Source organism: Clostridium sp. KLE 1755 (assembly GCF_000466465.2).
GTDB classification, from domain to species: Bacteria; Bacillota; Clostridia; order Lachnospirales; family Lachnospiraceae; genus Eisenbergiella; species Eisenbergiella porci.
The window spans coordinates 25733-50372 of sequence record NZ_KE992719.1 but is presented as its reverse complement, the minus strand read 5'-3'; the positions used below and the strand labels follow the sequence as shown (position 1 = coordinate 50372).

The window sequence follows — 24640 nt, the reverse complement described above, 5'->3', positions numbered from 1 at the left end:
GCGATACTCCTCTTAATTCAACACAACAAACATCCCCAGATTTCCTCTTCTGCCATTGCTGGCCCTGTGGGAAAAAAGATAGGTTGGATTGCAGCAGGTACAGACATCCGTCACACTGATATGCTCCGGGCTGATTCCCGCAGACAGGCAGATCGCCTCATTGGCCTTCCACAAATCCAGCTGATATTTTTTATTTCCCTTTTCTTCAAGAATCTCCCTGATGCCCACTCCCGTTTTCCGCATAATATCTTCTGCAAAAAGCGCCTGAAAGACCTCTGCCACATCTTTGCTGACCTCATAGCAGTCCCGGCAGATAGACGGGCCAATCCCTGCCAGGATGTCCTCCGGACGGCTTCCGAAGGCCTCCTGCATGGCCTCCACCGTTTTCCTTCCCATACAGCCGGCAGTTCCCTTCCAGCCCGAATGGGAAAGCCCCACCGCCTTCTTTACCGGGTCCACAAACAAGAGGGGAACGCAATCCGCATAAAAGGTGGAAAGCACAATCCCCGGCTCATCCGTTATCATGCCGTCCACATCCGCATAATCCCTGGGACGCAGAATTCCTTTTCCCCTGTCCGCCCCGGTTACATGGCGGATATTGGTGGTATGCGTCTGATCGGAAAAAACAAAATCTTCCATACCACAGCCCAGCGCCTCCGCGATCCTGCGGTAATTTTCATCCACATTTTCCTTCCTGTCCCCTCTGGAATAGCTTACGTTCATGGACCACAGCTCCCCTTCGCTCACGCCGCCCAGCCTTGTACTCATCAGATGCCTTACCACACCTGTTTTTTCTATTTCAGGAAAGAACAAAAACTCTGCGCCGCCTTTTACTGTCTGCGCCATCACCGGCACAGGCCTGTTCTTTCTCCTAATTGCCGTCACATTTTCCAAACCGGTCACCTTCCTTTCCGCCGCCGGCAGCGCTCCGGTCCATTCCCGGATATTAAAGCCGCCTTTAATATGGCCTGATATAATCAAAAGCATTCTGATACCAGTTCACGCTCTCACCACATATTGCAACCACGTCAAACCGTACCGGAATGCTTTCTCCCAGCCTCTTATAATAGAGGTAATAATCCGCCACACGGCATATTTTCTTTTGTTTTCCAATTCCCACTGCCTCCGCCGGATAACCGGCGTCGCAAGTCCTTCTGTATTTCACTTCAAAAAAAACAAGATATTCCCCGTCCCAGCCGATCAGATCCACTTCTCCCTGGCGGCATCGGAAATTCTTTTCCGCCAGCCGTATCCCTTTTTTCTGCAGATATACGCCGGCGGCCTCTTCATAGGATTCCCCGATTTTTCTTCTATTCATTGGAGCCTTCCATAAAATTTTTAATAAAGCTTCTTCTGTGAATCGGCGTGGGGCCAAGCTGCTTCAGTGCTTCAATATGGGCCGCCGCGCCGTAGCCCTTGTTGGCTGCAAAGCCGTACCCCGGAAAAACGCTGTCATACTGCACCATCAGCCTGTCTCTTGTCACCTTGGCAATGATGCTGGCAGCCGCGATGGATACGCTTTTGGCATCCCCTTTGATGATGGGCACCTGCCTGATATTCACGCCGGGAATCGTCACCGCATCATTCAACAGGATATCCGGCTTTACGGCCAGCTTTCCTATCGCCTCACGCATGGCCTCATAAGTCGCCTGAAGAATATTGATTTCATCAATCCTCGCAGGCGAGGCATAACCGATTCCCGTGGCAACCGCCTCCCTCATAATAACCTCATAAAGCTCTTCCCGCTTCCTGGCACTCAGCTGTTTGGAATCATTCAGATACAATATCCCGCAATCCCGGGGCAGAATCACGGCGCCTGCCACAACCGGGCCTGCCAGCGGGCCTCTTCCCACTTCGTCGATACCGCAGACAAAGCCGGCGCTTTCATATTTTCTTTCATACTGCTGCAGCGCCCTGGTGCGTTCTTTCTCTTTTTCCAGGGCTTCCAGCCGCTTCTTTGCCCTGGCAATTTCCGCCTGGACACCGCTTCTTTCATCCGCGCTATAGGCTTCCATCAGCCGCGGAAGGTCTTCCGGGGAGCAGCTGTTAAACTGATCCTTTATCTCCTGTATTTTCATCGTCAGTCACCTTTTTTACGGCCTGCGCCTATTGATGCTTCAGCACGCCGAACTTGTTTAACGGCCATATCCTCACCCAGGCCTTACCGATAATGTTGCTGCGCCGGATGTTCCCCACGCTTGGATCCCGGCTGTCCGAGCTGTTGTTCCGGTTATCACCCATGACAAAATATTCATCATCCCCCAATGTAATGGGTTCCACCGCAAGTCCCGGGAAGTTGATCTTCTCTTTGCCGTAATCCTCTTCCAGTATCTCGCCGTTAATGTAAATGTTGCCCTCCAAATCAATCTGCACCGTTTCCCCGGGAAGGCCGATGACTCTCTTTACATAGTAAGTATTCTCTTTGTATTGAAAGGGGAAAACGATGATATCAAAACGTTTCGGTTCTGAAAAACGGTAGGATATCTTATCCAGTATCAGCTGATCGTTATTGCTCAAGGTCGGCTCCATGGAGCTTCCGCTCACCGAGGTTCTCTGTCCCACAAAGGTTATCAGCAGATAGGTTCCAAGAAGAACCGCCAGAATATAAAGTATTGTACTGATAATTTCCTTTACCACATTTTTCATTTTATTGTGCTCCAATCATTTATTCTCGGGAATATTTGAAAATCACTTCTCAGACATTCCCTGTTCCGGGTCTTTCCAGAGAAATTCTTCCCAGTCTCCCGCTTCTGAAATCATCCGTTACAAGCTGGGCCGCCCTGCTTAAATCCGGCTCGCCGCCCTTTTTGTAGCATTTGCGCTTTTCGGCCGCCGCTTCCAGCACCTGGACCGGAGTTTCCCCTCCGGCAAGCGAATACCTCTCCTGAAGAAGGGATGGATACCATTCCTGAAGATAGGCAATCAGGTCTATGGCCAGTTCGTCCATAATGATGATTTCATCGTTCATGGAGCCTATAAATGCAAGTTTCATGCCAACGCTCTGGTCTTCAAACTTCGGCCAGAGAATTCCGGGTGTATCCAGAAGCTCCAGCCCCTTATTCAGCCTGATCCACTGCTTTCCTTTGGTTACGCCGGGCTTGTTGCCCGTTTTGGTACACGCCTTTCCGGCAAAGGAATTGATAAAGGTGGATTTCCCCACATTGGGGATTCCCGCTACCATGGCTCTCACCGGGCGGTTCAGGATTCCCCGCCTTCTGTCCCTCTCTATCTTCTCCTTACACACCTCCTGTACGGCTCCCTGAATGGCCTTCAGCCCCTGTCCGGTCTGCGCGTTGATTTCCAGGGCCTTAATCCCTTTTTCCTGAAACCAGGCCGTCCAGGCCCTGTTACATGCCGGATCCGCCAAATCCGATTTATTAAGAAGCACCAGCCTGGCCTTGTTCCGTCCCAGCTCATCAATATCCGGATTGCGGCTGCTCTGCGGTATTCTGGCATCCACCAGCTCAATAATCAGGTCTATCAGCTTAATATCTTCCTGCATGGCGCGCCTGGCTTTTGTCATATGCCCGGGATACCATTGATAATTCATATATACTTTCCCATACCTTTCCGATTTGGAAGCCAGGTGGCGGCATCTCCAAATCCGTTCCTGAATTTTTTTTAAGTTATCATGCCTTAACTGTTACGGATTCTTTTCAATATCCTGCTTTTCCGCCCGGCAGTACGTCCTATTTCACAAGCCCCATATTGCTGCCTCCACCCGCCATCTTAAACCAGGCTTTTCCCACGATATCATCTCTGGAAACCGGGCCGATATTGCCGGAGCGGCTGTCTTCACTGCTGTTGCAGTTATCCCCCATAACAAAATATTCATCATTTCCCAGCTTGATCTCATGCTCCGCAATTCCCGCGTCCGCTATCAGGTCATAGGTGTCATCCTCCACCGCCTTTCCATTTACATAGAGGATTCCCTCCCTGATCTGTACGGTTTCACCCGGCCCGGCCACAACGCGCTTTACATAATAGTGGGTGTTCTGATTGCCGTTGGGAAGAAAAACCACCACGTCTCCGGGCCTGGGATTGGCAAGCTTGTAAGCAAACCTGTTTATCAGGATTCCCTGCCCGTTATAAAGCGCCGGTTCCATGGATACCCCGATCACACTGGTTCTGATTCCCACAAAATAAACGATGACAAAGGCAAGAAAAGCGGCAATTAAAATTCCTGCCACATAGCTCAATATCTCGTGGACAATGGTCGTGCTTATTTTTTTCCTTCTTCTGTAGAAGCTTAATCCTTTGGTTCTTCTCATTTGTTCTTCCTATATAGAATGCTGTAAAAAGCCGTTTTCACTCCGGTTGGCAGCAATATAATGCCTTCCCGGTTACGCCTGCTTTTTCCTATCATTTGCTAAACGACGCTTACATTCTATCACGAAAGGGGCGAACCTTGCAAGCATCTCCGTCTTGCCTGCTGGTCACAAAAGAAACGGTGTTAATGTCCAGGAAGCAGAACCGCTGCATCAACAATATAAAAAGAGACAGCCACCACAGCGGCTGCCCCTCATACCGTATCCGATTATTTAACCAGTTCTTTAACTTTGGCCTTCTTACCTACCCTGTCTCTCAGGTAGTTCAGTTTGGCTCTTCTTACTTTACCTTTTCTTACCAGCTCAACCTTCTCTACATTGGGAGAGTGCAGCGGCCATGTCTTCTCAACGCCGATGCCGTTGGAGCTCTTTCTTACGGTAAAGGTAGCTCTGTTGCTGCCGCCCTGCTTTTTCAGGACAACACCTTCAAATACCTGGACTCTTTCACGGTTACCTTCTTTGATTTTACCATAAACTCTTACGGTATCACCAACGGAAAATTCCGGAACCTCCTGCTTCAGCTGTTCCTCTTCAATTGCCTTAATAATGTCGTTCATTGCTCTTCCTCCTGATTTCCTGGATGTTCTTAATACATTTACCTGTAACAGAGGACCATCTCATTATCGCAACGTTTATAATATACCATATCATTCCTGTAAACGCAAGTAAAAATTATGATATCCAGTAGACCTTTTCCCTGCCGATGCGCAGCTTCAGCTTTTCCTGGAGGCGCACGGACGCCTCGTTGTCGGTAAATACCTGGCAGAAGGGGACCCAGCCGCGCTCCAGCATCCTGTTTATCAGATGTTTTTCCAGCGCCTCGCCGATTCCCCGCCTGCGGAATTCTTCCGCTACCTCTAACATTCCCATGCTTCCTTCCGCATGAATTCCGGCAAATCCGGCCAGCCTTCCTTCAAGAAAGACCCCATACATCATTCCGGTGCTGATCCTCTCCTCCAGATAAGCCCTGTCATGAACCGTATGGTACTGTCCGTAAACGCTTTCCAGCCAGGAAAGATCCAACGGCCTGATATCATACGCCGCAGCTTCTTCCCATGGCGTTTTCCTGGTATAAACCGCCTGTACGCAGGAATTGATCACGCTGCAGCCAAATCTTCTGCAAAGGCTGTCCTTAAGGAAATCCTGATGCGCCACATACAGGCCGTTTTTCAGGCCGCGCGGGATCAGGGAAATCAGCCTTTCCCCCATATCCTCATCCGCTGCGGACAGCATATAGGCACCGCTGGGAATATTCCTGACAAGGACGCCGTCCTCTGCGCCGTAAAGCAGCTCGCCCTGTCCTCTGCGGATAACCTCAAGCATATCCATATGGGAGAGCTTCCTTTTCTGCAGATAGCCGAGAGCCCGGCCTTTTCCCGCATAAAGCTCATACAAATCAGGCCTGCGCTCCCTGGTCCGCGCTTCCGACTGCTCCAGCCGCCAGCGTTCCACTTTTGCATGGTCCCCACAAAGAAGCACCTCAGGAACCTCTGCGCCCTGCCAGACCTCCGGTCTTGTATACTGGGGATATTCCAGAAGATTATCATGGAAGGATTCAAATTCCGCTGATTCTTCATTCTTAAGCACACCTGGGACCAGACGGGAAACGGCGTCAATCATGACCATGGCCGGCAGCTCTCCTCCTGTCAGCACATAGTCGCCGATGGACACATAGTCCGTCACAACAGCCTGCAGCACCCGTTCATCAATCCCTTCATAATGGCCGCAAAGGAAGACAAGATCCTGCTCCTGCGCCAGTTCCTGCGCCATCTGCTGGTTAAATACCTTTCCCTGGGGCGTAACGTAAATCACACGTGGGGACTTTCCGCCGCGGGAAATTATTTTTTCTTCCACCGATTTAAACGCATCAAAAACAGGCTGGGCCTGCATCAGCATGCCGGCCCCTCCTCCATAGGGATAATCGTCCACTTTTTTATGCTTATTTTTGGTGAAATCCCGGATATTTACCGCTTCCAGGCCAATATGCCCGTTCTGTGCGGCACGCCCCAGAATGCTGGTATTCAGCCCGCCTGTAACCATCTCCGGGAAAAGCGTGAGTATATGGAAATTCATACCTGCTCCCATCCGCCGCCTGCATGCAGCCTGTTTTACTGTAAATCCAGAAGCCCTTCCAGAAGATGGACCCTCATTACGGCATTTTCCACATCCACATCCAGAATGCATTCCTTAATGGCCGGAATCAGAACAGTGCCTCCCTCATCCAGTGCCACCTCATAAACATCATTCGCCCCTGTGGTTATAACATCCCGAAGCGTTCCCAAAGGGGAACCATCCTCGTTTACCACCTTCATATCGATAAGGTCTGCAATAAAAAACTCGTCCTTTTTCAGCCGGACCGCATTGTCCCTGGTCACATACAGGCTGGCCTTCCGGTATTTTTCCACCTGTTCAATATCGTCCAGCCCTTTGAATTTCAGTATTACAAACTGTTTGAAATATTTAACACTTTCGATTTCCAGATCCACGGACACTTTACCGTTATCCAGAATCACTTTCTTCAGCCTCCGGAACCGTCCCGGGTCATCCGTCGTAGGGTAAACCTTTACCTCACCCTTCAGGCCATGAGTTGCCGTAATGATTCCTACCTGCAGTTTCTGTTCCATTCTTCTCCTCCAAACGAACAGGATTTACGCCTCCGGCACAATAACCGTTCCTGCGCAAACCAGGTTTTGCTCAGCAAAAAGCTGCTTCCGTAAAGGGAGCAGCCTTTTCGTTTCAGATGATTTCTACATCCACATGTTTTTTATCTCCCAGTGCTGCCGCTTTCACAACCGCACGGATTGCTTTGGCGATACGGCCCTGCTTGCCGATTACCTTGCCCATGTCGGACGGTGCAACGTGAAGCTCAATCGTCGTTATTTTTCCGCTTTCCTTTTCCGTAACGACTACTTCCTCCGGGTTGTCAACAAGTGCTTTTGCAATCACTTCAACCAGTTCTTTCATTACTTTTCCTCCATTCCGCCGCAGGCGTCAACCCGGGTACCGGTAAATGGCGCCGATACCCTCTTCTTTGCCAAGAGGTCTTATTTCTCAATTCCTGCTGCTTTGAAGATTTTGCTTACTACTTCAGTGGGCTGTGCACCATTGTTCAGCCATTTCTTTGCCAGTTCTTCATTTACCTTGAACTCACTGGGATTTTTGTTAGGATCATAGATTCCGATTTCCTCGATGAATCTTCCGTCTCTGGGAGATCTGGAATCTGCCACGATAATTCTGTAAAAAGGAGCCTTCTTCTGTCCCATTCTTCTTAATCTGATTTTTACTGCCATTTTTTCTTACCTCCAAGAATCTTTTGCTTTGTTTGCTTTAATTTATTAAAAAGGAAGTTTAAACTTACCCTTTTTGCCTCCGAAGCCTCCCATCATGCCGGGAAGCTGCTTCATCATTTTCTGGCTCTGCTCAAACTGCTTGATGAAGCGGTTTACAATACTGATATCCACACCCGCGCCTCTTGCAATCCTGTGCTTCCTGCTGGGATTTAAGAGCTTGGGGTTCCGGCGTTCGGCCGGTGTCATGGAAAGGACAATGGCCTCCATATGGGCCAGCTGCTTTTCATCCACCATGGATTCGATCTCCGCACTCTTGCCGCCGATGCCGGGCATCATGCTGAGAATGCTGGACAGGCCGCCCATGTTGCGCATCTGCTTCATGCTTTCCAGGTAATCTTCAAAATCGAATTTTCCCTTCTTCATGCGCGACGCCATTTCTTTTTCCTTATCGGCGTCGATATTCATATTGGCCTGGGCCTTATCTATTAAGGAAAGGACATCGCCCATGCCAAGGATCCGGCCGGCCATTCTGTCCGGATAAAACTGCTCCAAATCGGAAAGCTTCTCACCCATACCCACATAAAGGATGGGCTTTCCGGTCACCGCCTTGATGGAAAGCGCTGCGCCGCCACGGGTATCGCCATCCATTTTGGAAAGGATTACGCCGTCCACGCCTACCTTCTCATCAAACTCCTTCGCCACATTCACGGCATCCTGTCCGGTCATGGCATCCACCACCAGAAGCGTCTGGTGCACGGTGATGTTTTCTTTGATCTCCTGAAGCTCCTGCATCATCTCTTCATCAATGTGAAGACGGCCCGCCGTATCGATGATGACTACATTATTTCCATTTTTCTGTGCATGCTCCATGCCAGCCTTTGCAATGTCCAGAGGCTTGTTTTTGGTTCCCATGGAAAAAGCATCCACATTCTGCTTCTTAGCGTTGATTTCCAACTGCTCAATCGCGGCCGGCCTGTAAATATCACAGGCAACCAGCAGCGGTTTCTTTCCCTTCAGCTTGAATTTACCGGCCAGCTTTGCCGCGGTCGTCGTCTTGCCGGCACCCTGAAGGCCGCACATCATGATGACGGTGGTTGACTTGCCGGGCTGCATGGCGATTTCCGTAGTTTCCGAACCCATCAGGGCGGTCATTTCCTCATTTACGATTTTGATGACCATCTGACCTGGGTTCAGGCCGTTCATAACATCGGCGCCGATGGCGCGTGCCTCCACGGATTTCACAAACTGCTTTACCACGCGGAAATTAACGTCCGCTTCCAGCAGCGCCATCTTGACCTCCTTCAAGGCTGTTTTCACATCCTCTTCCGTCAGACGGCCTTTTCCTCTCAGGTTCTTGAATACATTCTGGAGTTTATCTGTTAAGCTTTCAAATGCCATAAACACTGTTTCCTTTGCTGATGTGTAACTGTCTGGTTACATCACAGTCACAGAATAAATTACATTTCTGCCAGAATCTCATCCGCCAGCTTCCTGATCTTTTCATCCGGCGTCAGCTGTTTGATCTCTTCCAGCTTTTCTGTGATAATCCTGAACTTTTCCATCAGGTGCAGCCTGCTTTCGTAATCCTCCAGCGTCTTGTCGCACCTCTTTATCAAATCGTGAACACCCTGTCTGCTGATTCCCGCTTCCTGGGCAATCTCGCTTAAGGACATGTCATTCATTACCGCATCTTCATATATCCGGCGCTGGTGCTCATTGAGCAGCTCGCCGTAAAAATCATATAACAGACCCTGTTCCACTATCTTTTCCATTGCCTTATCACCCTGTGCCTGTTATCTGCTGCCCGGCTCTCTCCGGAAGCTATGAAGGTTCTCATCAGCTGCTGCGCCCGGATAACCGCAGTTGTAATCTTACTATAAAAGGAAGAAGGTGTCAAGTATTTTTTCTTGACACCTTCTTTTTTTCCTTAACATCTTATTTTTCCTGAATATCTGCATTTTTCTGCAGTACCAATCCCGCCAGCTGTCAGTCAGGCAGCGCCATCCGCCTCATTATCCTGTCCCCGTTCTCACGAAGCCATTTTTTCCGAAGCTTATAATCCGGCAGCACTCTTTCCACTTCCTTCCAGAACCGTTCCGAATGGTTCATTTCCAGGCGGTGGCAAAGCTCGTGGACCACTACGTAATCAATCACCTCCGGCGGCATAAGCATGAGAAGACAGTTAAAATTCAGGTTTCCCTTGCTGCTGCAGCTTCCCCAACGGGACTTCTGGTTGCGTATCGTTATCCTTCCATAGCTTACTTTTACCAAAGGCGCATAATAAGCGGTTCTCTGCGGAATATACTTAAGCGCCTCCCCGGCAAGCTTTCTGATTTCTTCTGTTGTGAGGCGTTCCTCAGGCTGCAGTGCTTCGTTCCTCTGTCTTTCCTTTATCTGCTTTATATGTTTTGTGATCCAGGAAGATTTTTCTTCCACAAATCTGCGGATTTCCGAATCAGGCATCCTGTATGGCGCGCGGACCGTAATATCGAGCTTCTCATCTATCTGCAGACAGACCGTTCTGCGGCCGCTTCTGACTACCCTTATTTTCAATTCTTCCTGTTCCGCTGCTGCTTTTTCATATCCTCTCTGTAAACAATAATCCATTTTCTTCTTTAACATCCTTTAAATTTTCTCGCTGAAAATATTCTTATACCCTTCCCCGTAAATCTCCGTGGCGCTGGAAACAATCATGAAAGCGAGAGGATCCTCCTCCTTCACGATCTCCTCAGCTTTGGGGGACATGGTATTACGCATAACGCACATAATCACCTTTTTTGGACTGTTGCTGTAGGCGCCCTTACCTTCCAGATAGGTTACGCCGATATCCAGCTCCTCCAGAATCCTTGCGGTGATTTTTTCCGAACTGTCACTGATAATATAGATAAGCTTCGCCTCATCCCTGCCATAAAGTACCGCGTCAAACATAATGCTGCACACCACAACGGCCAGGATAGCATACATAATGGTATCAAAATCCCCGAATACCAGGAGGGAGGCGGATACAATCAGGATATCCGTCAGGAAGAACAGCCTTCCTGTTTTAAGATGTTTATACTTAAGCCGAAGGAATTTAACAATAATATCCGTCCCTCCTGTAGTCGCTCCGGCTTTGAAAACGATCCCCAGCCCGATGGCCATGAGAATCCCCCCTGCCAGGGCGGCCAGCAGCGGCTGTGAGGTGAGTGCCCCGAACCGGGCAAAAAAATTGGTAAACACGGCACACATCAAAGTAGCGTAAATGGTGGAAATGATAAACCTTAAGCCGAACTTCCACAATCCCGCTATCAGTATCGGGATATTTATCAGCAGCATGCCGGTACCGGTGGGAAGTCCGGACAGACGGTTTATGATCACCGCAATACCTGTGACGCCTCCGGGCGCCAGGTTGTTGGGATCCAGAAACAGACTGATGCTCACGCCATAAATACAGGCCGCCGCCGTAATCATGACGTAATCATAAATCCACCTTTTCACCGATTTCTTTTCCACAAACTTTTCTGTCATAAAAAACCTCCCTTTCCATAATCCCACAGTCAGCACCCCGCCGCAGGCAACGGGCATCAACTCTAAAACGCCGTGCCTGCCACGGTAAATCCCTATTAAAAAAACCGCATAATTAACTTACGCGGTTTAATCAGCATCTAAAAGCCTACGGCTGCTTTCGACACATCTTTCATATCAACATTCTCTCCAGAGCCGGCGGAAGCCAAACCTCCGCCGGCAGGCGCAGTAAACCTGGTTTACTGCGATATATTTCCCGCAGCAGTCACCGGATGGATTTATCCCCGGCCTGCTTCCTTCGGAAATGAACCGCCATTGTCCATTTTCTGCAATATGGCGCTTAAATATTCGTTCTGACCAGTTTCGGCTGATAACCTTCTTTCTCCAAAGCGGCCAGAATCTGATTTTTATGATCCGTCCCAAAGGCTTCCAGAGTAATTCGCAGCTCCACAGCCGCGCTGCGGTTGATGGATACAAACTGGTTATGCTCCAGCTTGATAACATTTCCGTTTTCCTCTGCAATCACAGCCGCCACGCGGGAAAGCTCGCCCGGTTTGTCAGGAAGCAGAACGGAAACGGTAAAAATACGATCCCTGAAAATCAGTCCGTGCTGCACCACGGAGGACATGGTAATTACATCCATGTTGCCGCCGCTTAAAATGGAAACCACTTTTTTATTCTTTACGTTCAGGTGCTTGAGCGCCGCAACGGTAAGCAGTCCGGAATTTTCCACCACCATCTTGTGGTTTTCCACCATATCAAGGAATGCTGTTACCAGTTCCTCATCGCCCACGGTTATGATTTCATCAATATTCTGCTGTATGTAAGGGAAGATGATGCTTCCGGGCGTTTTTACGGCCGTACCGTCGGCAATGGTATTGACCTTGTCAAGCGTCACTACTTTTCCCTGCTCCAGGGACGCCTGCATACAGTTGGCCCCTGCAGGTTCCACGCCAACCACATGAATCTTGGGGTTGAGAAGCTTTGCCAGCGTGGAAACGCCTGTGGCAAGTCCACCGCCGCCGATGGGCACGAGAATATAGTCAACCAGGGGCAGCTCCTTGAAAATTTCCATCATTATGGTTCCCTGGCCGGTGGCAACTACCGGATCATCAAAGGGATGGATAAAGGTATATCCGTATTCCTCCGCCAGTTCGTAGGCCTTTGCGCAGGCTTCATCATATACGTCCCCGTAAAGAACAACCTCCGCGCCATAGCCCTTGGTGCGGTTTACCTTCATCAAAGGAGTCGTGGTCGGCATTACAATCACCGCCTTGCAGCCATAGGCCTTCGCCGCATAGGCCACTCCCTGCGCATGATTGCCGGCGGAGGCTGTAATCAGTCCTTTGCTTCGTTCCTCCTCCGTCAGGGTGCTTATTTTATAATAAGCGCCGCGAAGCTTGTACGCGCCGGTCAGCTGCATGTTCTCCGGCTTAAAATAGACCTTGTTTCCCGACTGGTTGCTGAAATATTCACTGAATACCAGCTTAGTCTCCTGTGTTACTTTTTTTACCACCTCGGAAGCCTCTTCAAACTTCTCCAGGGTGAGCATTTTGTTTTCTTCCATGTTTACTCCCATCTGCGCACTTTGGCGCGTACAATTCAGTCCGGAAGCATTGGTTTTCTTCCAGACATGCCCTGCCTTTTTATTCTTCTTCCGTCTTTACATCAAACAGAGCATTGACGAACTGCTCCGGATCGAATTTCTGCAGGTCTTCCATATCCTCTCCCACGCCGATATATTTCACCGGCACATTCAGCTCCGACTGGATTGCCACCGCAATCCCGCCTTTCGCCGTACCGTCCATCTTTGTAAGGATAATACCGGTCAGGTCGGCTACCTCGCCGAATTCCCTTGCCTGTGCAAGGGCGTTCTGCCCTGTGGTTCCATCCAGGACCACCAGGTTTTCCCGATGGGCATCCGGAAATTCCCGGTCTATGATCCGGTTCATTTTCTTCAGCTCTTCCATCAGGTTCTTTTTATTATGAAGCCTTCCGGCGGTATCGCACAGAAGCACATCCACATGCCTGGCCTTTGCTGCATTCACCGCATCAAAGACCACGCTGGCGGGATCCGAGCCTTCCGCCCCGCCGATCATATCAACGCCCGCCCGGTTGGCCCAGCCCGCAAGCTGTTCCCCTGCGGCAGCGCGGAAAGTATCCGCTGCGGCAATCAGTACCTTCCTGCCCTCTTCCTTGAGCATGCCCGCCAGCTTGCCCACAGAGGTGGTCTTTCCCACGCCGTTTACGCCGATTACCAGAATCACCGACTGCTTCTTTTCAAAGTCATAGGCGGTTTCCCCCACCTGCATCTGCTCCTTTATGCTGTCGATGAGCAGCTGCTTGCAGGCGGAGGGCTCCTTGATATGCTGTTCCTTCACCTGCTGCTTCAGGCGATCCAGAATATTGGAGGTGGCATTTACGCCGATATCCCCCATAATCAGGATTTCTTCCAGTTCTTCATAAAATTCATCGTCAATCGCCGAAAAGCCGCTGAATACGGAGTCGATTCCATGCACAATATTATTTCTTGTTTTATTCAGGCCCTCTTTCAGCCGGGCAAAAAAGCCCTTCTTTTCTTCGCTCATAGCTACCTCCTACTGATTAGCCGCAGCATCTCAAACCATCCTGCTGTTACGATTAGTTTTCCAAATCCCTGTCTATCAGGCTTACGCTTACCAGCGTGGAAACACCCTTTTCCTGCATGGTGATACCATAGAGCCTGTCGGCCTTTTCCATGGTTCCTCTTCGGTGTGTAATAACAATAAACTGCGTGGACTTCGTCAGCTTATGTAAATAATTGGCGAACCGGCCTACGTTGCTGTCGTCCAGCGCCGCCTCGATTTCATCCAGCAGGCAGAACGGCGAAGGCTTCAGGTTCTGAATGGCAAACAGGAGGGAAATCGCAGTCAGCGCTTTTTCACCGCCGGAAAGCTGCATCATATTCTGCAGCTTCTTTCCCGGCGGCTGGGCGATGATTCTGATTCCCGCTTCCAGAATATCCTCATCCTCCATCAGCTCCAGGGTTCCCTTTCCGCCGCCGAAAAGCTCTTTGAACACTTTGTCGAATTCCTGGCCGATCTGGGCGAATTTTTCCTTAAACTGCCTGCGCATCGCTTCATCCAGCTCCAGGATAATCTTTTTCAGGGCTTCCTCCGCCTGCACCAGATCATCATGCTGGGTTTTCAGGAAGTTATAACGTTCCATCAGGTTTTTATAATCCTCGATGGCGTTTACGTTTACATCCCCCAGCTTTCTTATCTGCTCCTTCAGGGAAGCGATTTCCTTTTTCATGCCTGCCAGATCCTGCAGGCCTTCCTTTTTAAGCGCTGCAGCGCTGCTCAAGGTAATTTCATACTCATCCCACATGTAGTTGATCTGGGCTTCCACAGCCTCCTCCAGCTTTTCACGCTGGGCGTTCAGCCGGTATACTTCCTTATCCAGCCCTGACAGTCTGTCCGACAGGCTTTCCCTGTCCGCAAAAAAGTTTTTCTGCCGTCCGCTTAAGGCTTCTTTTCTTTCCATGTCGGCCTTCAGCTTCTCTTCGCCGTCGGTCTGGGTGCTCAGGGAATCCGCTATGGTCTGCTGCAGCCGGCGGATATCCTCTTCCCTCCGGGTGATATTCACAAGGTTTGTTTCCATTCCCTCCAGGATTTCTTCCAGCTCAGCGGCAAACCGGCTGATTTCGCCTTCAATACGATCCAGGTTGGTCTGTTCAAAACCCTGCTTCTGCCTGATTTTTTCCACTTCCAGATCCCATTCGGCCACACGGGAGCTGTGAAGGCTTTCCTCGCCCCTTTGCCCCTCCAGCAGCTTCTGCGCCTCGCCGATTCTGGCATCCACATCCTTTTCCAGCATTTCGGAGGCTTCCAGCTGTCTGAGGATTTCATCTTTTCCGTTTTTGATCTCTTCTATCTGGGCGGCAATTTCCTTCTGCTCGGTCTGCAGATCTCCATATCCCTGTTCCGTCTGTTCTTTTTTCTCTCTGGCGGCCGCCACATTCATCCGGGCCGTATTCTGATGGATAAATTCCTCCTGAAGGGAGGCCTTTACCTGCTCCAGATCCATGCGCAGCTGGTTTCTCCGCTTTTTTGTTTGTTCAATGGAATCCAGCAGCCTGTCAATAGCCATCAGGGTTTCTCTGACCTTTTTCCCAAGCTCCTCCATTTCCCTGCGGCGTCCCAGCAGATTGCTGCTGTTCTTATAGGCACCGCCGCTGATGGAACCGCCGGGATTAAAAAGCTCGCCCTCCAGCGTCACCATCCGCAGGCTGTATTTGTATTTTCTTGCAATCCTGACCGCATTGTCCACGTTGTCAACTACAACGATTCTTCCCAGAAGGGAGGCCGCAACATCGCGGTAGCGCTCCTGCGTCGTCACCAGGGAGTCCGCAAGACCCAGGACACCGGCTTCCTGCAATACCTCTTTTCTCTGGAATTCCTGCCTGTTACTGATGCTGGTCAGGGGCAGGAACGTGGCGCGGCCGGCTTTGTTCTGTTTCAGAAAGGCGATCATTTCCTTGGCGGTTTCTTCATTTTCCGTCACAATGTTCTGGATGCTGCCGCCCAGGGCCGTTTCAATGGCCACCTCATATTTTTTGTCCACCTTGATCAGATCGGCAACAACGCCTATAATCCCCGGGCTGTTTTCCTTCTGCTCCATGACACGCTTTACGCTGCCACCATAGCCTTCATAACGCTCCGTGAGATTCGACAGGGCGTCCAGCCGGGATTTATCCTGATGGTAAAGCACCTGGGTATCCCGCAGCTTCTGATCCTTCCCCGACAGCTCATCCCGTATCTGGTTCAGCTCTTCCTCCAGCAATGTCTGCTTATCGTTGAGGGCCGATATATTTTCATTAATCTGAAGGAATTCCTCCTCCAGCCTTTTAATGTTTTCCTCCTGCCAGGCTTCATCCGATTTTGCCCGCAGCAGCCGGGAATTCAGCTCTGCCCTGCGGATCTGAATCTGCTCCAGCATGGTATCAAAACGTCCCATACGGGATTTGATGGTAGCGCGTTCATTCAGCTCGGTAATAATCGTATTTTTACCGTTTTCTATTTCCGTATTCAGCTCATCGATCCTGGCCTGTACTTCGGACAGCCTGGCCTTAGCCTCCTGCCTTGCAAGCTCTACCTCCTTCAAATGGGCGTCTATCTTGCCCTTTTCTGTAAGGATTGCCGCTTTGTCCCCGCTCTTTGCATCAATTTCACGCTGCAGGGTTTCCTTACGGTTTTGCAGATGCTTTTCATTTCCTCTGGCGGAATTGATCTGCTCTTTCAGGACGTTGATTTCCCCTTCCAGCTTTCCCCTCAGCATGCCGGTGTCGTTCAGCTGGGAACGGGCCTGTTCAATGCGCTTATCCAGTTCTTCGATTTCCGTCTGGATTTGATCGTATTCCTCTTTGATATGTTCATATTTCTCTGTGGTTTCCTGCAGATCCCGGGAGGCTATTTCGTATTTTTCACCAACTCCGGCCAGCTGCTCACGCAGACGATCGTTTTCCAGGAGAAACACATTGACATCCAGATTCTTCAAATCTTCTTTTTTCTTCAGGTAGACCTTTGCTTTTTCCGCCTGTTTTTCCAGCGGCTCCACCTGCTTTTCCAGCTCTGAAAGAATATCGCTGACGCGCAGCAGATTCTGTTTTTCATCCTCCAGCTTCTTCTGTGCGGCGGCTTTCCTGCGCTTGAACTTAACGATTCCTGCAGCTTCATCAAAAAGTTCTCTTCTTTCCTCCGGCTTTCCGCTCAGGATTTTATCAATCTGGCCCTGGCCGATGATGGAGTAGCCTTCCTTGCCGATACCCGTATCGTAAAAAAGCTCATTCACATCCTTCAACCTGACCGGCGAACCGTTCATCAGATATTCGCTTTCCCCCGAACGGTAAATGCGCCTAGCCACCGTCACCTCATCATAATCGATTGTCAGCTGGTGATCCCTGTTGTCCAGGGTGATGGCAACATAGGCGTAGCCCATGGGCTTTCTTTGCTCCGTGCCGGAAAAAATGACGTCCTGCATGGAAGCGCCGCGCAGCTGCTTCACCCGCTGCTCCCCCAGCACCCAGCGGACGGCATCGGCCACATTGCTTTTCCCGCTTCCATTGGGTCCTACGATTCCGGTGATTCCATTGTGGAACTGAAAGGTTATTTTGTTGGCAAAGGATTTGAATCCGTGTATCTCAATACTTTTTAAGTACATTAGTTTAATCCTTATTCCTTATTCTTCCGAAGCGCCAGGATCGCTTCATAGGCCGCCTGCTGTTCCGCCGCTTTCTTGGTGCGGCCCTTTCCCTTCCCGATAAGCTTTCCGTCAAGCACGGCGTCTACCAGAAATTCCTTGTCATGATCCGGCCCTTCCTCCCCGGTAAGCACATATTCAAATACGGCTTCCGGCATGGTCTGTATCATCTCCTGAAGCACGGTCTTACTGTCATAAAAAAGGATTTTATTCTCCAGATCAGAAAGCACAAACCGGTGAATAAAATCATGCGCCGCCTGAAAACCTCCGTCCAGATACATGGCTCCGATTACCGCTTCCATAACGTCCGAGGTAATGGAATCCCGTCCTCTGCCTCCGGTGGCTTCTTCTCCCTTACCCAGCAGCATATACTGCCCCAGCTCCAAATCACGGGCGCAGTACGCCAGCGCCGGTTCACAGACCATGGAAGAACGCAGCTTCGTCAGCTTGCCTTCAGGCATCTGGGGGTTCTCATGGAACAGGAAATCACTGGATACCAGCTCCAGCACCGCATCCCCCAAAAATTCCAGCCGTTCATAATCTTCCAGTTTGTTTATCTTCTGCTCATTGGCAAAGGAACTGTGGGTCAAAGCCTGCCTCAGCAGCTTTTTGTCACGGAAGGTGTACCCGATCCTTTTTTCAAGCTCTTCCAATGTATATTTCACACTTATCCGGTCCTTTCTGCATATCAAAAAGCCCTCCAGGTTTCCCTGCCACGGGCTTTTCTTATACGATTATTAGATTCATCGGCAACTGTTTCCATGCCCTGACGGGAGTCGTTTTCCCTCTGCCGTCCTCTATCTTGTATTTCTGATCAGCTCGACCGCTTCGCCTACCGTGCTGATTTTTTCCGCATCGGCCGGTGCGATTTCGATACCGAATTCTTCCTCAATGCCCATCACGATCTGGAACACATCCAGAGAATCCGCACACAGATCGTCAACAAAGGTGGTCTCTTCCGTAATTTCCTTGGGATCCACGCATAACACTTCCGCTATGATAGTTCTCAGCTTGTCAAGTTCCATATCTTTCGTCCTTTCTTACTTACTCAGCCGCTCCGGAAATCACTTTCTGGATCTTACCGTTAATATCCTGTTCCTTAAAGGTTAAGCACTGCAGAATTGTGTTTTTGATTTCCACGGCTTTGGAGCTTCCGTGTGTCTTAACCACCAATCCCTTCAGGCCAAGCAGCGGTGCCCCGCCGTACTGCTCCAGGTCAAAGGCCTTCAGCGTCTGCTTCAGCGCGGGCTTTACAAGCAGCGCCCCTATCTTGCTTCGCAGATTCACCATCATGCCGGACTTGACTTTACTGATTAATGTAGCCCCCACGCCTTCATACAGCTTCAGGACCACGTTTCCCACAAATGCCTCGCAGACTACCACGTCAGCCGCACCTGCAGGGATATCCCTCGCTTCTATGCTGCCGATAAAATTGATATCGCTGCATTCCTTCAGCAGCGGGAAGGTTTCCTTTACCAGCGCGTTTCCCTTTTCCTCTTCCGCGCCGATATTGACGATGCCCACCCTGGGCTTCTTAATTCCCATGACATTTTCCATATAAATGGAACCCATTTTTGCAAACTGTACCAGCTGGGAAGGCCTGGCATCCACATTGGCCCCGCAGTCAATGAGAAGGGAGGCTCCCTTTTCCGTAGGAATGAGCGGCGCCAGCGGCGGGCGTTCCACACCCTTGCTGCGTCCCACGATAACCTGTCCGCCTGCCAGTACGGCTCCCGTACTTCCCGCGGACACAAAGGCATCGCATTTTCCTTCCCTTACCATATAGAGACCCTTTACAATCGAGGAATCCTTCTTGCTGCGGATGGCCGCCACAGGAGGCTCCGCCATGGCAATTACCTCCGTCGCATTCACGACCTCCACCTGCTCCTGGGGATAGGTATATTTGGCAAGCTCCGCCTTCACCTGTTCCTCTTTCCCCACCAGGAATACTTTTATCTTCTTTTCCGCCTGGATCGCTTCCACCGCGCCCTTGACTATTTCTGCAGGCGCATTGTCACCGCCCATGGCATCCACTGCCACCTTTACATAATCTGCCATCTTGCTTCCTCCCTGTCGCCGCTGATTCTGAGTATGGGAGCTTTCATCCCCACTCTCCCTGTGCATCAAAGCACACACTGAATGGGAATATAAATTTATTTTTCTCCCATGCCGCACTGCGTAATCCGCTCAAACCTCGCAGCCAGGCTCTGTCCGTTCCTGCTGCTACGGCGCTGCCGCCGTATAAAAGGCAAACCGCAAAGCCCACCTGCGGAATTTGAGTATCCTATATAAATATACTAGACATGCCTGTAAAAATCAAGCGAATTGTCCACCGGAGGGCAGACGGGGCACAAGCCCGCCGCATTTCAATGCCACAAGCCCCGGCCTGAAAACAGGCCGGGGCTTGTGTGAAATTCCATATTATTTGTTTTTGTTTCGCAGCATACCGGCCGCACTAATTTTTCATTTCCACCTTCTCCATCAATCCGTCAGCTCCAAACCGTAAATCAGCGATACAGGTTTCCCTGTGAAACCCTTTCCCCTTATCGTACTTAGCCAACGGCGTAGCAAAACGATGATAGGCAATTCGATAAGTGTCCTCTCCGGGCACGGCGGAAATGCTATGGTGTCCGGTTCCCAGTATGTCTCTTTCCGGATCCTTTTCCAAAATTGCATAGCGGTAAGTTATCGGGCCCGTAAGAGATTCGGAGGTTCCATAGTTTACATGATAATTCTCACTTCCCGTATCGTCGCAGGACCAGGTGAAATGATAAATACCCTGTCGTTTCAGAACAGTAATGGCTTCTCTGAAATCAAACGCGCCTTCCAGATTCCTCAGTGTCTCAACACAAATCGATGTCATGTTATCCTGCAGCTTCACAATAGCCGGATTTCCGTTTCCAAACAAAAGCCAGGTATCCCCGTCCTCCTGATAAATGGATGGATCAATCGTCTGCCCCATGGAAATTCCGTACTTTTTCATCATTTCCATTGTCAGAAGCGGCTGATGCTGTGCAAGAAAAGGCCCGGCAGGATGTTCGGCAACTGCTACACCGATGCAGGAACTGCCGCTTTTATCCTTGGCACAGAAATAAAAATAATATTTTCCGTTCTTTCGCGCAATACAGGGCGCCCAGGCACTGCCTGATGCCCATGGCACCTGTTCTGATGCCACATCAAGAATCAATCCCTCGTTATGAAAGCTTGTTCCATCCTCAGATGAAAACACATAAAACTGTGTCCCCGACCAGTTTTCAAATCCGTCCGTTGTGGGATACAGATACCATACGCCATCAAAACACACCAAATCCGGATCCGCATATTCGCCCTTTAGTACAGGATTTGTAAAATCCGCCTTAAGTAAATCTTTTTCCACTGCCATATTCTCCTTATGCTCATTCTTTCACGGAACCCAACGTAATCCCCGTCACAAAATACTTCTGCATAAAAGGATATATAATTAATATGGGCACCGTCGCTATCACTATTTTAGCAGAATTGAAGGTTCTTTGCGACATCATATTTATGAGCTGCTCCGTTGACAGCTTTGAGGTGTCGGACATATTAATTACCAGGGACTGTATATATGTCTGCAGCGGAACCTTAGACGGCGTATTGATAAGCAGCATGCCGTCAAAGAAATTGTTCCAGTGCCCCACAATGCTGAACAGAGTAACCGTTGCGATAGCGGGCTTGGCCAGCGGGACGCAGATTAAAGACATCATCTGTATCTGGTTAATTCCATCGATTTTCGCAGATTCTTTGATGGCCTTCGGCTGGTTCCTGAAAAAATTCATCAGCAGGATAACATTATAAACCGGCACTGCGGAGGGAATTACCAGCGCCCAGATACTGTTCAGCAGTCCGGTGCCTTTAATCACAAAATACCAGGGAACCAGGCTCGCCCCAAAAAGCATACAGAAAATGGTGAACCACATGTAGCGGTCTCTGGAAGGGAACTCATCCTTTTCCAAAGACAACGGATAAGCCATCAACACAGTGCAGAGCAGGTTCAGGCCGCCGCCTAGAATAACCCTTTTCACGGAAACAAAAAAAGCCTGGAAAAATCGGGAATCCTTCAGCAGATATTCATAAGAAGCCAGAGTAAATTCCACCGGCCAAAAGCCCACTCTTCCCGCAACAGCCGCATTTTTACTGCTGAATGAAAGCGCCAGTACATGAAGCAGAGGCAGAAGGCACAGCAGTCCAAGGAGAACGAGAAGCACAGTTACCACAAAATCAAATATTCTGTTTTCCAGCGTTTTATATCTCAGCATACCCTATCCTCCTAAAAAATGCGGTAATTCGCAAACTTGCGCGCCAGGAAATTGGATGTTACAATCAGCAGAAAGCTGACTACCGATTTCATAAGGCCGACCGCCGTTGCCAGCGAATACTGCGCGCTTTCAAAGCTCATACGGTAAACATAGGTATCTATAATGTCTCCCGTATCGTAAACAATAGGGGAATAAAGGTTATACACCTGATCAAAGCCCGCATTCAGTACATTGGCAATATTCAGCGTTGCCACAAGGACAACTGTTACTTTAATGCCGGGCAGCGTTATATTCCATATCTTCTGCAGACGGCTGGCTCCATCAATAGAAGCAGCTTCATACAGCTCCTGATTGATTCCCGCCAGTGCAGCAATAAAAATAATTGCGCCGTACCCGAATTCCTTCCACACATCCGTTCCAACGATAATTCCCTGAAACAGCTTGTTGCTTCCCAGAAATACAATCGCTTCATCAATAATTCCCAGTTTCATCAGCGCCATATTGATGATACCGCTTCCGTCCAGGATATCCCTGAAAATCATGGCAAGAATAACCCAGGAAAGGAAATGCGGAAGGAAGCAGACAGTCTGCACTGCCTTTTTAAATCTTTTTCCCGCCATTTCATAGAGCAGCACCGCGAAAAAAACGGACATTACCAGGTTGAAAACAATTTTTCCCACGGCAATGACCAGCGTATTTCTGAAGATTTTAAAGGTATCGGGAAGCATGAACATATATTTAAAATTATCCAGGCCGACCCATTTGGATTTAAAAAAGCCAAGGACCGGCTGAAAATTTTCAAAGGCCATAATATTTCCGAAAAAAGGAAGTATTGTGTAGGTAAACAGCACAAATACCCCGGGGAGAAGCATTAAATGCAGCGGCCATGTATTTTTTAAGGTTATTTTCCTTTTCTTTTCAACTTTTTTCATGTAACCATACACTCCTGTCATATTTTTCACAGAGCGATTCCTATTACGATACAAAATGCGGTATCCTGCAAGAAGGAAGAACCCCATAGGATTCTCCCTTCTTTCTCAGGTATCCTTACCGTTATTTTTACTGTTTCAGGGCTTCAAGCTCAGCAATAATATCACTGCCGCCCAGAGCATTCCACTGCTCCACATATTCGTCAAAGGCATCTATCGATGCTTCTCCGTTCAGTATCTTTAAAAAGGTTTCATCCTCCAGCTTCTCCAGTGTCGCCCACTTGCTGTCCATTGTTTCTGTCCGGGAATAAGAAGCGTCAAATACCTGATTCATATTGCCGGCTTCCTGTCCCAGAAGGCCTGCACTGCGGACATAAGCCCATCCGGCAAGATTATTTGCTTCCTCCGCCGCTTTTACATCCTCTGTTGCCGCCTGATAGGATTCATACCACTGCAGCGCTTCACCGGAAAGCTCGGATTCTTCTTTTTCCCCGTTCACTACGGCCAATGCCGCAAGCGCTTTTCCTTCCTTGTCGTCATACCTGGAAAGCAGTATGGAAAAAGGCATTGTTGTCCAGCTGTAAGGATCGGTAGGCTCAGCCTTCAGGCTTACACCCTGATCCTGGTCAATATCAAACTGATAATTCATCGTCTTGATCGCAGCTTCCTTAACTGCTTCGGAAGAACCGGCCTTCACTACCAGATAGCTTCCGGAAGGGGAAATCATCGCCGTATTATATTTTCCGTCATCCGCAAGCGGCGCAAGATAGCAGTTCCAGAAAACAGAAGGATCATCGGCAATCATGTTATTTAACGGCCAGCTCATATTCCACCATGCACCGAAGAAAACCCCTGCCTGTCCGCTGGTGATCAGTTCTTCACAGGTGCTGCTGTCCCTTACAACAAAGGAGGAGTCAATGACACCGGATTCCACCAGCTTACGGATTTCCTGCAGCGCATTCTTCGTTTCCACAGTGTTGGATCCATAGACAATTTTTCCGTCCGCATCCGTAATAAAATGCTTGGGATAGGAATTATAACGGGCAAACAAAGCATCTATGCCATAGGTATTGTTTCCGCCTTTATTCACTATTTTTGAGGATACTACCAGACCGTTGGTGGTTCCCTTTTCGGCCTTGAATTTCTCCACAATATTAACAATATCCTCTATTGATTTGGGAGCCTCCAGATTTAATTCCTCCATCCAGTCGCCGCGTACAAAAAGCATGGGGACTCCATCAGCGCCAGGGCTGATGTTGGGCATACCCATCAATTTCCCGTCAAAGGTTGCGCTGGCAAAGCTGATTCCCTTTGTGGTATCGTAGGCTGCCTTCAGGTTATCGGAAGCATATTTGTTATAAGCATCCGTCATATCCTCCACAGCTCCTGCTGCAACAAGCTGGCGCAGCTGTGATTCATTTACCACCATGACATCAGGGAACTCGCCGGAGGTGATAGCCATGCTGACCTTTGTTTCATAAGTATCGCTGGGAACGGAAAAATCATATTCATACTTTACGCCCAGTTTTTCACTGATGTAATTCACAAGATAGTTATTGGAGGAATCCTGTCCGTCCAGATAGGTTGCACCGGTATCCTCGCTTCTTCCCACATGCAGGGTAACCTCCTCCGAAACCGGTCCATACGGATCCACTTCCTCCGATACAGCAGCTGCCTGCGTCCCCGCTTCCGTCGTCTCCGTCTGCTGGGCCGCTGCCGGAGAAGAAGCCGCACTGTCCTTTGCTTCCCCACACGCCATAAGGGAACCTGCCATTGCCATCGCAAGAACGATGGATAATCCCTTTGAAATCTTTCTTCTCATAACCTGTTATACTCCTTTTCAATGACCTTTAATTAACTTGTGTACACTCATTAACTTATATAAATATTATATTTATCTTCTGTTTGTGCGTATATAATAAAAATCCGACATTCATTTTAATTTCTTGTACACTTCACCCAAGCACCGGCATTTTACAGCCGCACAAATGTTGAATTGTGTATCACTTTCTTTTATGATACACTTATTCGTAGTGTATTTTTTATATATGCCAGTGACTGGATGCAATATC

25 protein-coding genes and 1 pseudogene are annotated in these 24640 nt (G+C 49.3%); all 26 read right to left on the bottom strand.

The window, feature by feature from the left end:
• Positions 1–12 precede the first annotated feature (12 nt).
• Positions 13–987, bottom strand: a complete 975-nt coding sequence (gene pgeF / locus HMPREF1548_RS15600) for a peptidoglycan editing factor PgeF (RefSeq protein WP_021637258.1) — start codon at positions 985–987, stop codon at positions 13–15.
• Positions 959–1318, bottom strand: a complete 360-nt coding sequence (locus tag HMPREF1548_RS15595) for a YraN family protein (protein WP_021637257.1) — start codon at positions 1316–1318, stop codon at positions 959–961. Before HMPREF1548_RS15595 ends, pgeF begins: the two co-directional genes overlap by 29 nt.
• Complete coding sequence (rnhB, locus tag HMPREF1548_RS15590) at positions 1311–2078, bottom strand: ribonuclease HII (RefSeq protein WP_021637256.1); 768 nt, start codon at positions 2076–2078, stop codon at positions 1311–1313. The genes HMPREF1548_RS15595 and rnhB overlap by 8 nt, the downstream gene beginning before the upstream one ends.
• Positions 2079–2106: 28 nt before the next feature.
• Complete coding sequence (gene lepB / locus HMPREF1548_RS15585; RefSeq protein WP_021637255.1) at positions 2107–2646, bottom strand: signal peptidase I; 540 nt, start codon at positions 2644–2646, stop codon at positions 2107–2109.
• Between the two features lie 49 nt (positions 2647–2695).
• On the bottom strand, positions 2696–3550 hold the full coding sequence (ylqF, locus tag HMPREF1548_RS15580) for a ribosome biogenesis GTPase YlqF (RefSeq protein WP_021637254.1): 855 nt from the start codon (positions 3548–3550) through the stop codon (positions 2696–2698).
• A gap of 139 nt (positions 3551–3689) precedes the next feature.
• Positions 3690–4271 carry a signal peptidase I gene (lepB, locus tag HMPREF1548_RS15575; protein WP_021637253.1) on the bottom strand — a complete coding sequence of 194 codons (582 nt, stop codon included), beginning with the start codon at positions 4269–4271 and terminating at the stop codon, positions 3690–3692.
• Between the two features lie 266 nt (positions 4272–4537).
• On the bottom strand, positions 4538–4885 hold the full coding sequence (gene rplS, locus HMPREF1548_RS15570; RefSeq protein WP_021637252.1) for a 50S ribosomal protein L19: 348 nt from the start codon (positions 4883–4885) through the stop codon (positions 4538–4540).
• Positions 4886–5000: 115 nt separating this feature from the next.
• Positions 5001–5537 (bottom strand): GNAT family N-acetyltransferase, encoded by a 537-nt coding sequence (locus HMPREF1548_RS30565; RefSeq protein WP_276945869.1) that lies wholly within the window; start codon positions 5535–5537, stop codon positions 5001–5003.
• 183 nt (positions 5538–5720) lie between these two features.
• Positions 5721–6401: pseudogene (gene trmD / locus HMPREF1548_RS30560) on the bottom strand (tRNA (guanosine(37)-N1)-methyltransferase TrmD); the annotation flags it as partial.
• Positions 6402–6436: 35 nt separating this feature from the next.
• Positions 6437–6952 (bottom strand): ribosome maturation factor RimM, encoded by a 516-nt coding sequence (rimM, locus tag HMPREF1548_RS15560; RefSeq protein ID WP_021637249.1) that lies wholly within the window; start codon positions 6950–6952, stop codon positions 6437–6439.
• Between the two features lie 112 nt (positions 6953–7064).
• Positions 7065–7292 carry a KH domain-containing protein gene (locus HMPREF1548_RS15555; protein WP_021637248.1) on the bottom strand — a complete coding sequence of 76 codons (228 nt, stop codon included), beginning with the start codon at positions 7290–7292 and terminating at the stop codon, positions 7065–7067.
• An 80-nt stretch (positions 7293–7372) separates the two neighbouring features.
• Entirely contained in the window at positions 7373–7618 is a 246-nt protein-coding gene (gene rpsP, locus HMPREF1548_RS15550; protein ID WP_021637247.1) for a 30S ribosomal protein S16, read from the bottom strand.
• 45 nt (positions 7619–7663) lie between these two features.
• Positions 7664–9016 (bottom strand): signal recognition particle protein, encoded by a 1353-nt coding sequence (gene ffh / locus HMPREF1548_RS15545; protein WP_021637246.1) that lies wholly within the window; start codon positions 9014–9016, stop codon positions 7664–7666.
• Between the two features lie 59 nt (positions 9017–9075).
• Positions 9076–9390 carry a YlxM family DNA-binding protein gene (gene ylxM, locus HMPREF1548_RS15540; RefSeq protein ID WP_021637245.1) on the bottom strand — a complete coding sequence of 105 codons (315 nt, stop codon included), beginning with the start codon at positions 9388–9390 and terminating at the stop codon, positions 9076–9078.
• Between the two features lie 214 nt (positions 9391–9604).
• Positions 9605–10225: a M48 family metallopeptidase gene (locus HMPREF1548_RS15535; RefSeq protein ID WP_044915597.1), complete on the bottom strand. Its 621-nt coding sequence runs from the start codon at positions 10223–10225 to the stop codon at positions 9605–9607.
• Between the two features lie 18 nt (positions 10226–10243).
• Positions 10244–11125, bottom strand: a complete 882-nt coding sequence (locus HMPREF1548_RS15530) for a YitT family protein (RefSeq protein ID WP_276945865.1) — start codon at positions 11123–11125, stop codon at positions 10244–10246.
• A gap of 337 nt (positions 11126–11462) precedes the next feature.
• Complete coding sequence (gene ilvA / locus HMPREF1548_RS15525) at positions 11463–12674, bottom strand: threonine ammonia-lyase (RefSeq protein WP_025490192.1); 1212 nt, start codon at positions 12672–12674, stop codon at positions 11463–11465.
• A 94-nt stretch (positions 12675–12768) separates the two neighbouring features.
• Positions 12769–13710: a signal recognition particle-docking protein FtsY gene (gene ftsY, locus HMPREF1548_RS15520; protein WP_021637240.1), complete on the bottom strand. Its 942-nt coding sequence runs from the start codon at positions 13708–13710 to the stop codon at positions 12769–12771.
• A 52-nt stretch (positions 13711–13762) separates the two neighbouring features.
• A complete protein-coding gene (gene smc, locus HMPREF1548_RS15515) occupies positions 13763–17323 on the bottom strand; it encodes a chromosome segregation protein SMC (protein ID WP_021637239.1) in 3561 nt (1186 codons plus the stop codon).
• An 11-nt stretch (positions 17324–17334) separates the two neighbouring features.
• Positions 17335–18027 (bottom strand): ribonuclease III, encoded by a 693-nt coding sequence (rnc, locus tag HMPREF1548_RS15510; protein ID WP_021637238.1) that lies wholly within the window; start codon positions 18025–18027, stop codon positions 17335–17337.
• A gap of 132 nt (positions 18028–18159) precedes the next feature.
• A complete protein-coding gene (gene acpP, locus HMPREF1548_RS15505) occupies positions 18160–18387 on the bottom strand; it encodes an acyl carrier protein (RefSeq protein WP_021637236.1) in 228 nt (75 codons plus the stop codon).
• Between the two features lie 19 nt (positions 18388–18406).
• Positions 18407–19420 (bottom strand): phosphate acyltransferase PlsX, encoded by a 1014-nt coding sequence (plsX, locus tag HMPREF1548_RS15500; protein WP_025490194.1) that lies wholly within the window; start codon positions 19418–19420, stop codon positions 18407–18409.
• 397 nt (positions 19421–19817) lie between these two features.
• Positions 19818–20738 carry a family 43 glycosylhydrolase gene (locus tag HMPREF1548_RS15495; RefSeq protein ID WP_286138060.1) on the bottom strand — a complete coding sequence of 307 codons (921 nt, stop codon included), beginning with the start codon at positions 20736–20738 and terminating at the stop codon, positions 19818–19820.
• Between the two features lie 19 nt (positions 20739–20757).
• Positions 20758–21639 (bottom strand): carbohydrate ABC transporter permease, encoded by an 882-nt coding sequence (locus HMPREF1548_RS15490; RefSeq protein WP_021637232.1) that lies wholly within the window; start codon positions 21637–21639, stop codon positions 20758–20760.
• Positions 21640–21650: 11 nt separating this feature from the next.
• Positions 21651–22571 (bottom strand): ABC transporter permease, encoded by a 921-nt coding sequence (locus HMPREF1548_RS15485; protein ID WP_157065692.1) that lies wholly within the window; start codon positions 22569–22571, stop codon positions 21651–21653.
• A gap of 127 nt (positions 22572–22698) precedes the next feature.
• Positions 22699–24390: an extracellular solute-binding protein gene (locus tag HMPREF1548_RS15480; RefSeq protein ID WP_021637230.1), complete on the bottom strand. Its 1692-nt coding sequence runs from the start codon at positions 24388–24390 to the stop codon at positions 22699–22701.
• Between the last annotated feature and the right edge of the window lie 250 nt (positions 24391–24640).

Excerpts from the sequence above, each read along its gene's own strand:
- lepB (WP_021637253.1), bottom strand. The coding sequence starts at position 4,271 with ATGAGAAGAACCAAAGGATTAAGCTTCTACAGAAGAAGGAAAAAAATA.
- rpsP (WP_021637247.1), bottom strand. The coding sequence starts at position 7,618 with ATGGCAGTAAAAATCAGATTAAGAAGAATGGGACAGAAGAAGGCTCCT.
- HMPREF1548_RS30565 (WP_276945869.1), bottom strand. The coding sequence starts at position 5,537 with ATGGGGGAAAGGCTGATTTCCCTGATCCCGCGCGGCCTGAAAAACGGC.
- smc (WP_021637239.1), bottom strand. The coding sequence starts at position 17,323 with ATGTACTTAAAAAGTATTGAGATACACGGATTCAAATCCTTTGCCAAC.
- rnhB (WP_021637256.1), bottom strand. The coding sequence starts at position 2,078 with ATGAAAATACAGGAGATAAAGGATCAGTTTAACAGCTGCTCCCCGGAA.
- acpP (WP_021637236.1), bottom strand. The coding sequence starts at position 18,387 with ATGGAACTTGACAAGCTGAGAACTATCATAGCGGAAGTGTTATGCGTG.
- rimM (WP_021637249.1), bottom strand. The coding sequence starts at position 6,952 with ATGGAACAGAAACTGCAGGTAGGAATCATTACGGCAACTCATGGCCTG.
- ylqF (WP_021637254.1), bottom strand. The coding sequence starts at position 3,550 with ATGAATTATCAATGGTATCCCGGGCATATGACAAAAGCCAGGCGCGCC.
- HMPREF1548_RS15555 (WP_021637248.1), bottom strand. The coding sequence starts at position 7,292 with ATGAAAGAACTGGTTGAAGTGATTGCAAAAGCACTTGTTGACAACCCG.
- ftsY (WP_021637240.1), bottom strand. The coding sequence starts at position 13,710 with ATGAGCGAAGAAAAGAAGGGCTTTTTTGCCCGGCTGAAAGAGGGCCTG.
- lepB (WP_021637255.1), bottom strand. The coding sequence starts at position 2,646 with ATGAAAAATGTGGTAAAGGAAATTATCAGTACAATACTTTATATTCTG.
- HMPREF1548_RS15535 (WP_044915597.1), bottom strand. The coding sequence starts at position 10,225 with ATGGATTATTGTTTACAGAGAGGATATGAAAAAGCAGCAGCGGAACAG.
- ffh (WP_021637246.1), bottom strand. The coding sequence starts at position 9,016 with ATGGCATTTGAAAGCTTAACAGATAAACTCCAGAATGTATTCAAGAAC.
- ilvA (WP_025490192.1), bottom strand. The coding sequence starts at position 12,674 with ATGCTCACCCTGGAGAAGTTTGAAGAGGCTTCCGAGGTGGTAAAAAAA.
- HMPREF1548_RS15480 (WP_021637230.1), bottom strand. The coding sequence starts at position 24,390 with ATGAGAAGAAAGATTTCAAAGGGATTATCCATCGTTCTTGCGATGGCA.
- ylxM (WP_021637245.1), bottom strand. The coding sequence starts at position 9,390 with ATGGAAAAGATAGTGGAACAGGGTCTGTTATATGATTTTTACGGCGAG.
- HMPREF1548_RS15490 (WP_021637232.1), bottom strand. The coding sequence starts at position 21,639 with ATGCTGAGATATAAAACGCTGGAAAACAGAATATTTGATTTTGTGGTA.
- HMPREF1548_RS15595 (WP_021637257.1), bottom strand. The coding sequence starts at position 1,318 with ATGAATAGAAGAAAAATCGGGGAATCCTATGAAGAGGCCGCCGGCGTA.
- HMPREF1548_RS15530 (WP_276945865.1), bottom strand. The coding sequence starts at position 11,125 with ATGACAGAAAAGTTTGTGGAAAAGAAATCGGTGAAAAGGTGGATTTAT.
- HMPREF1548_RS15485 (WP_157065692.1), bottom strand. The coding sequence starts at position 22,571 with ATGAAAAAAGTTGAAAAGAAAAGGAAAATAACCTTAAAAAATACATGG.
- plsX (WP_025490194.1), bottom strand. The coding sequence starts at position 19,420 with ATGGCAGATTATGTAAAGGTGGCAGTGGATGCCATGGGCGGTGACAAT.
- pgeF (WP_021637258.1), bottom strand. The coding sequence starts at position 987 with ATGCTTTTGATTATATCAGGCCATATTAAAGGCGGCTTTAATATCCGG.
- rplS (WP_021637252.1), bottom strand. The coding sequence starts at position 4,885 with ATGAACGACATTATTAAGGCAATTGAAGAGGAACAGCTGAAGCAGGAG.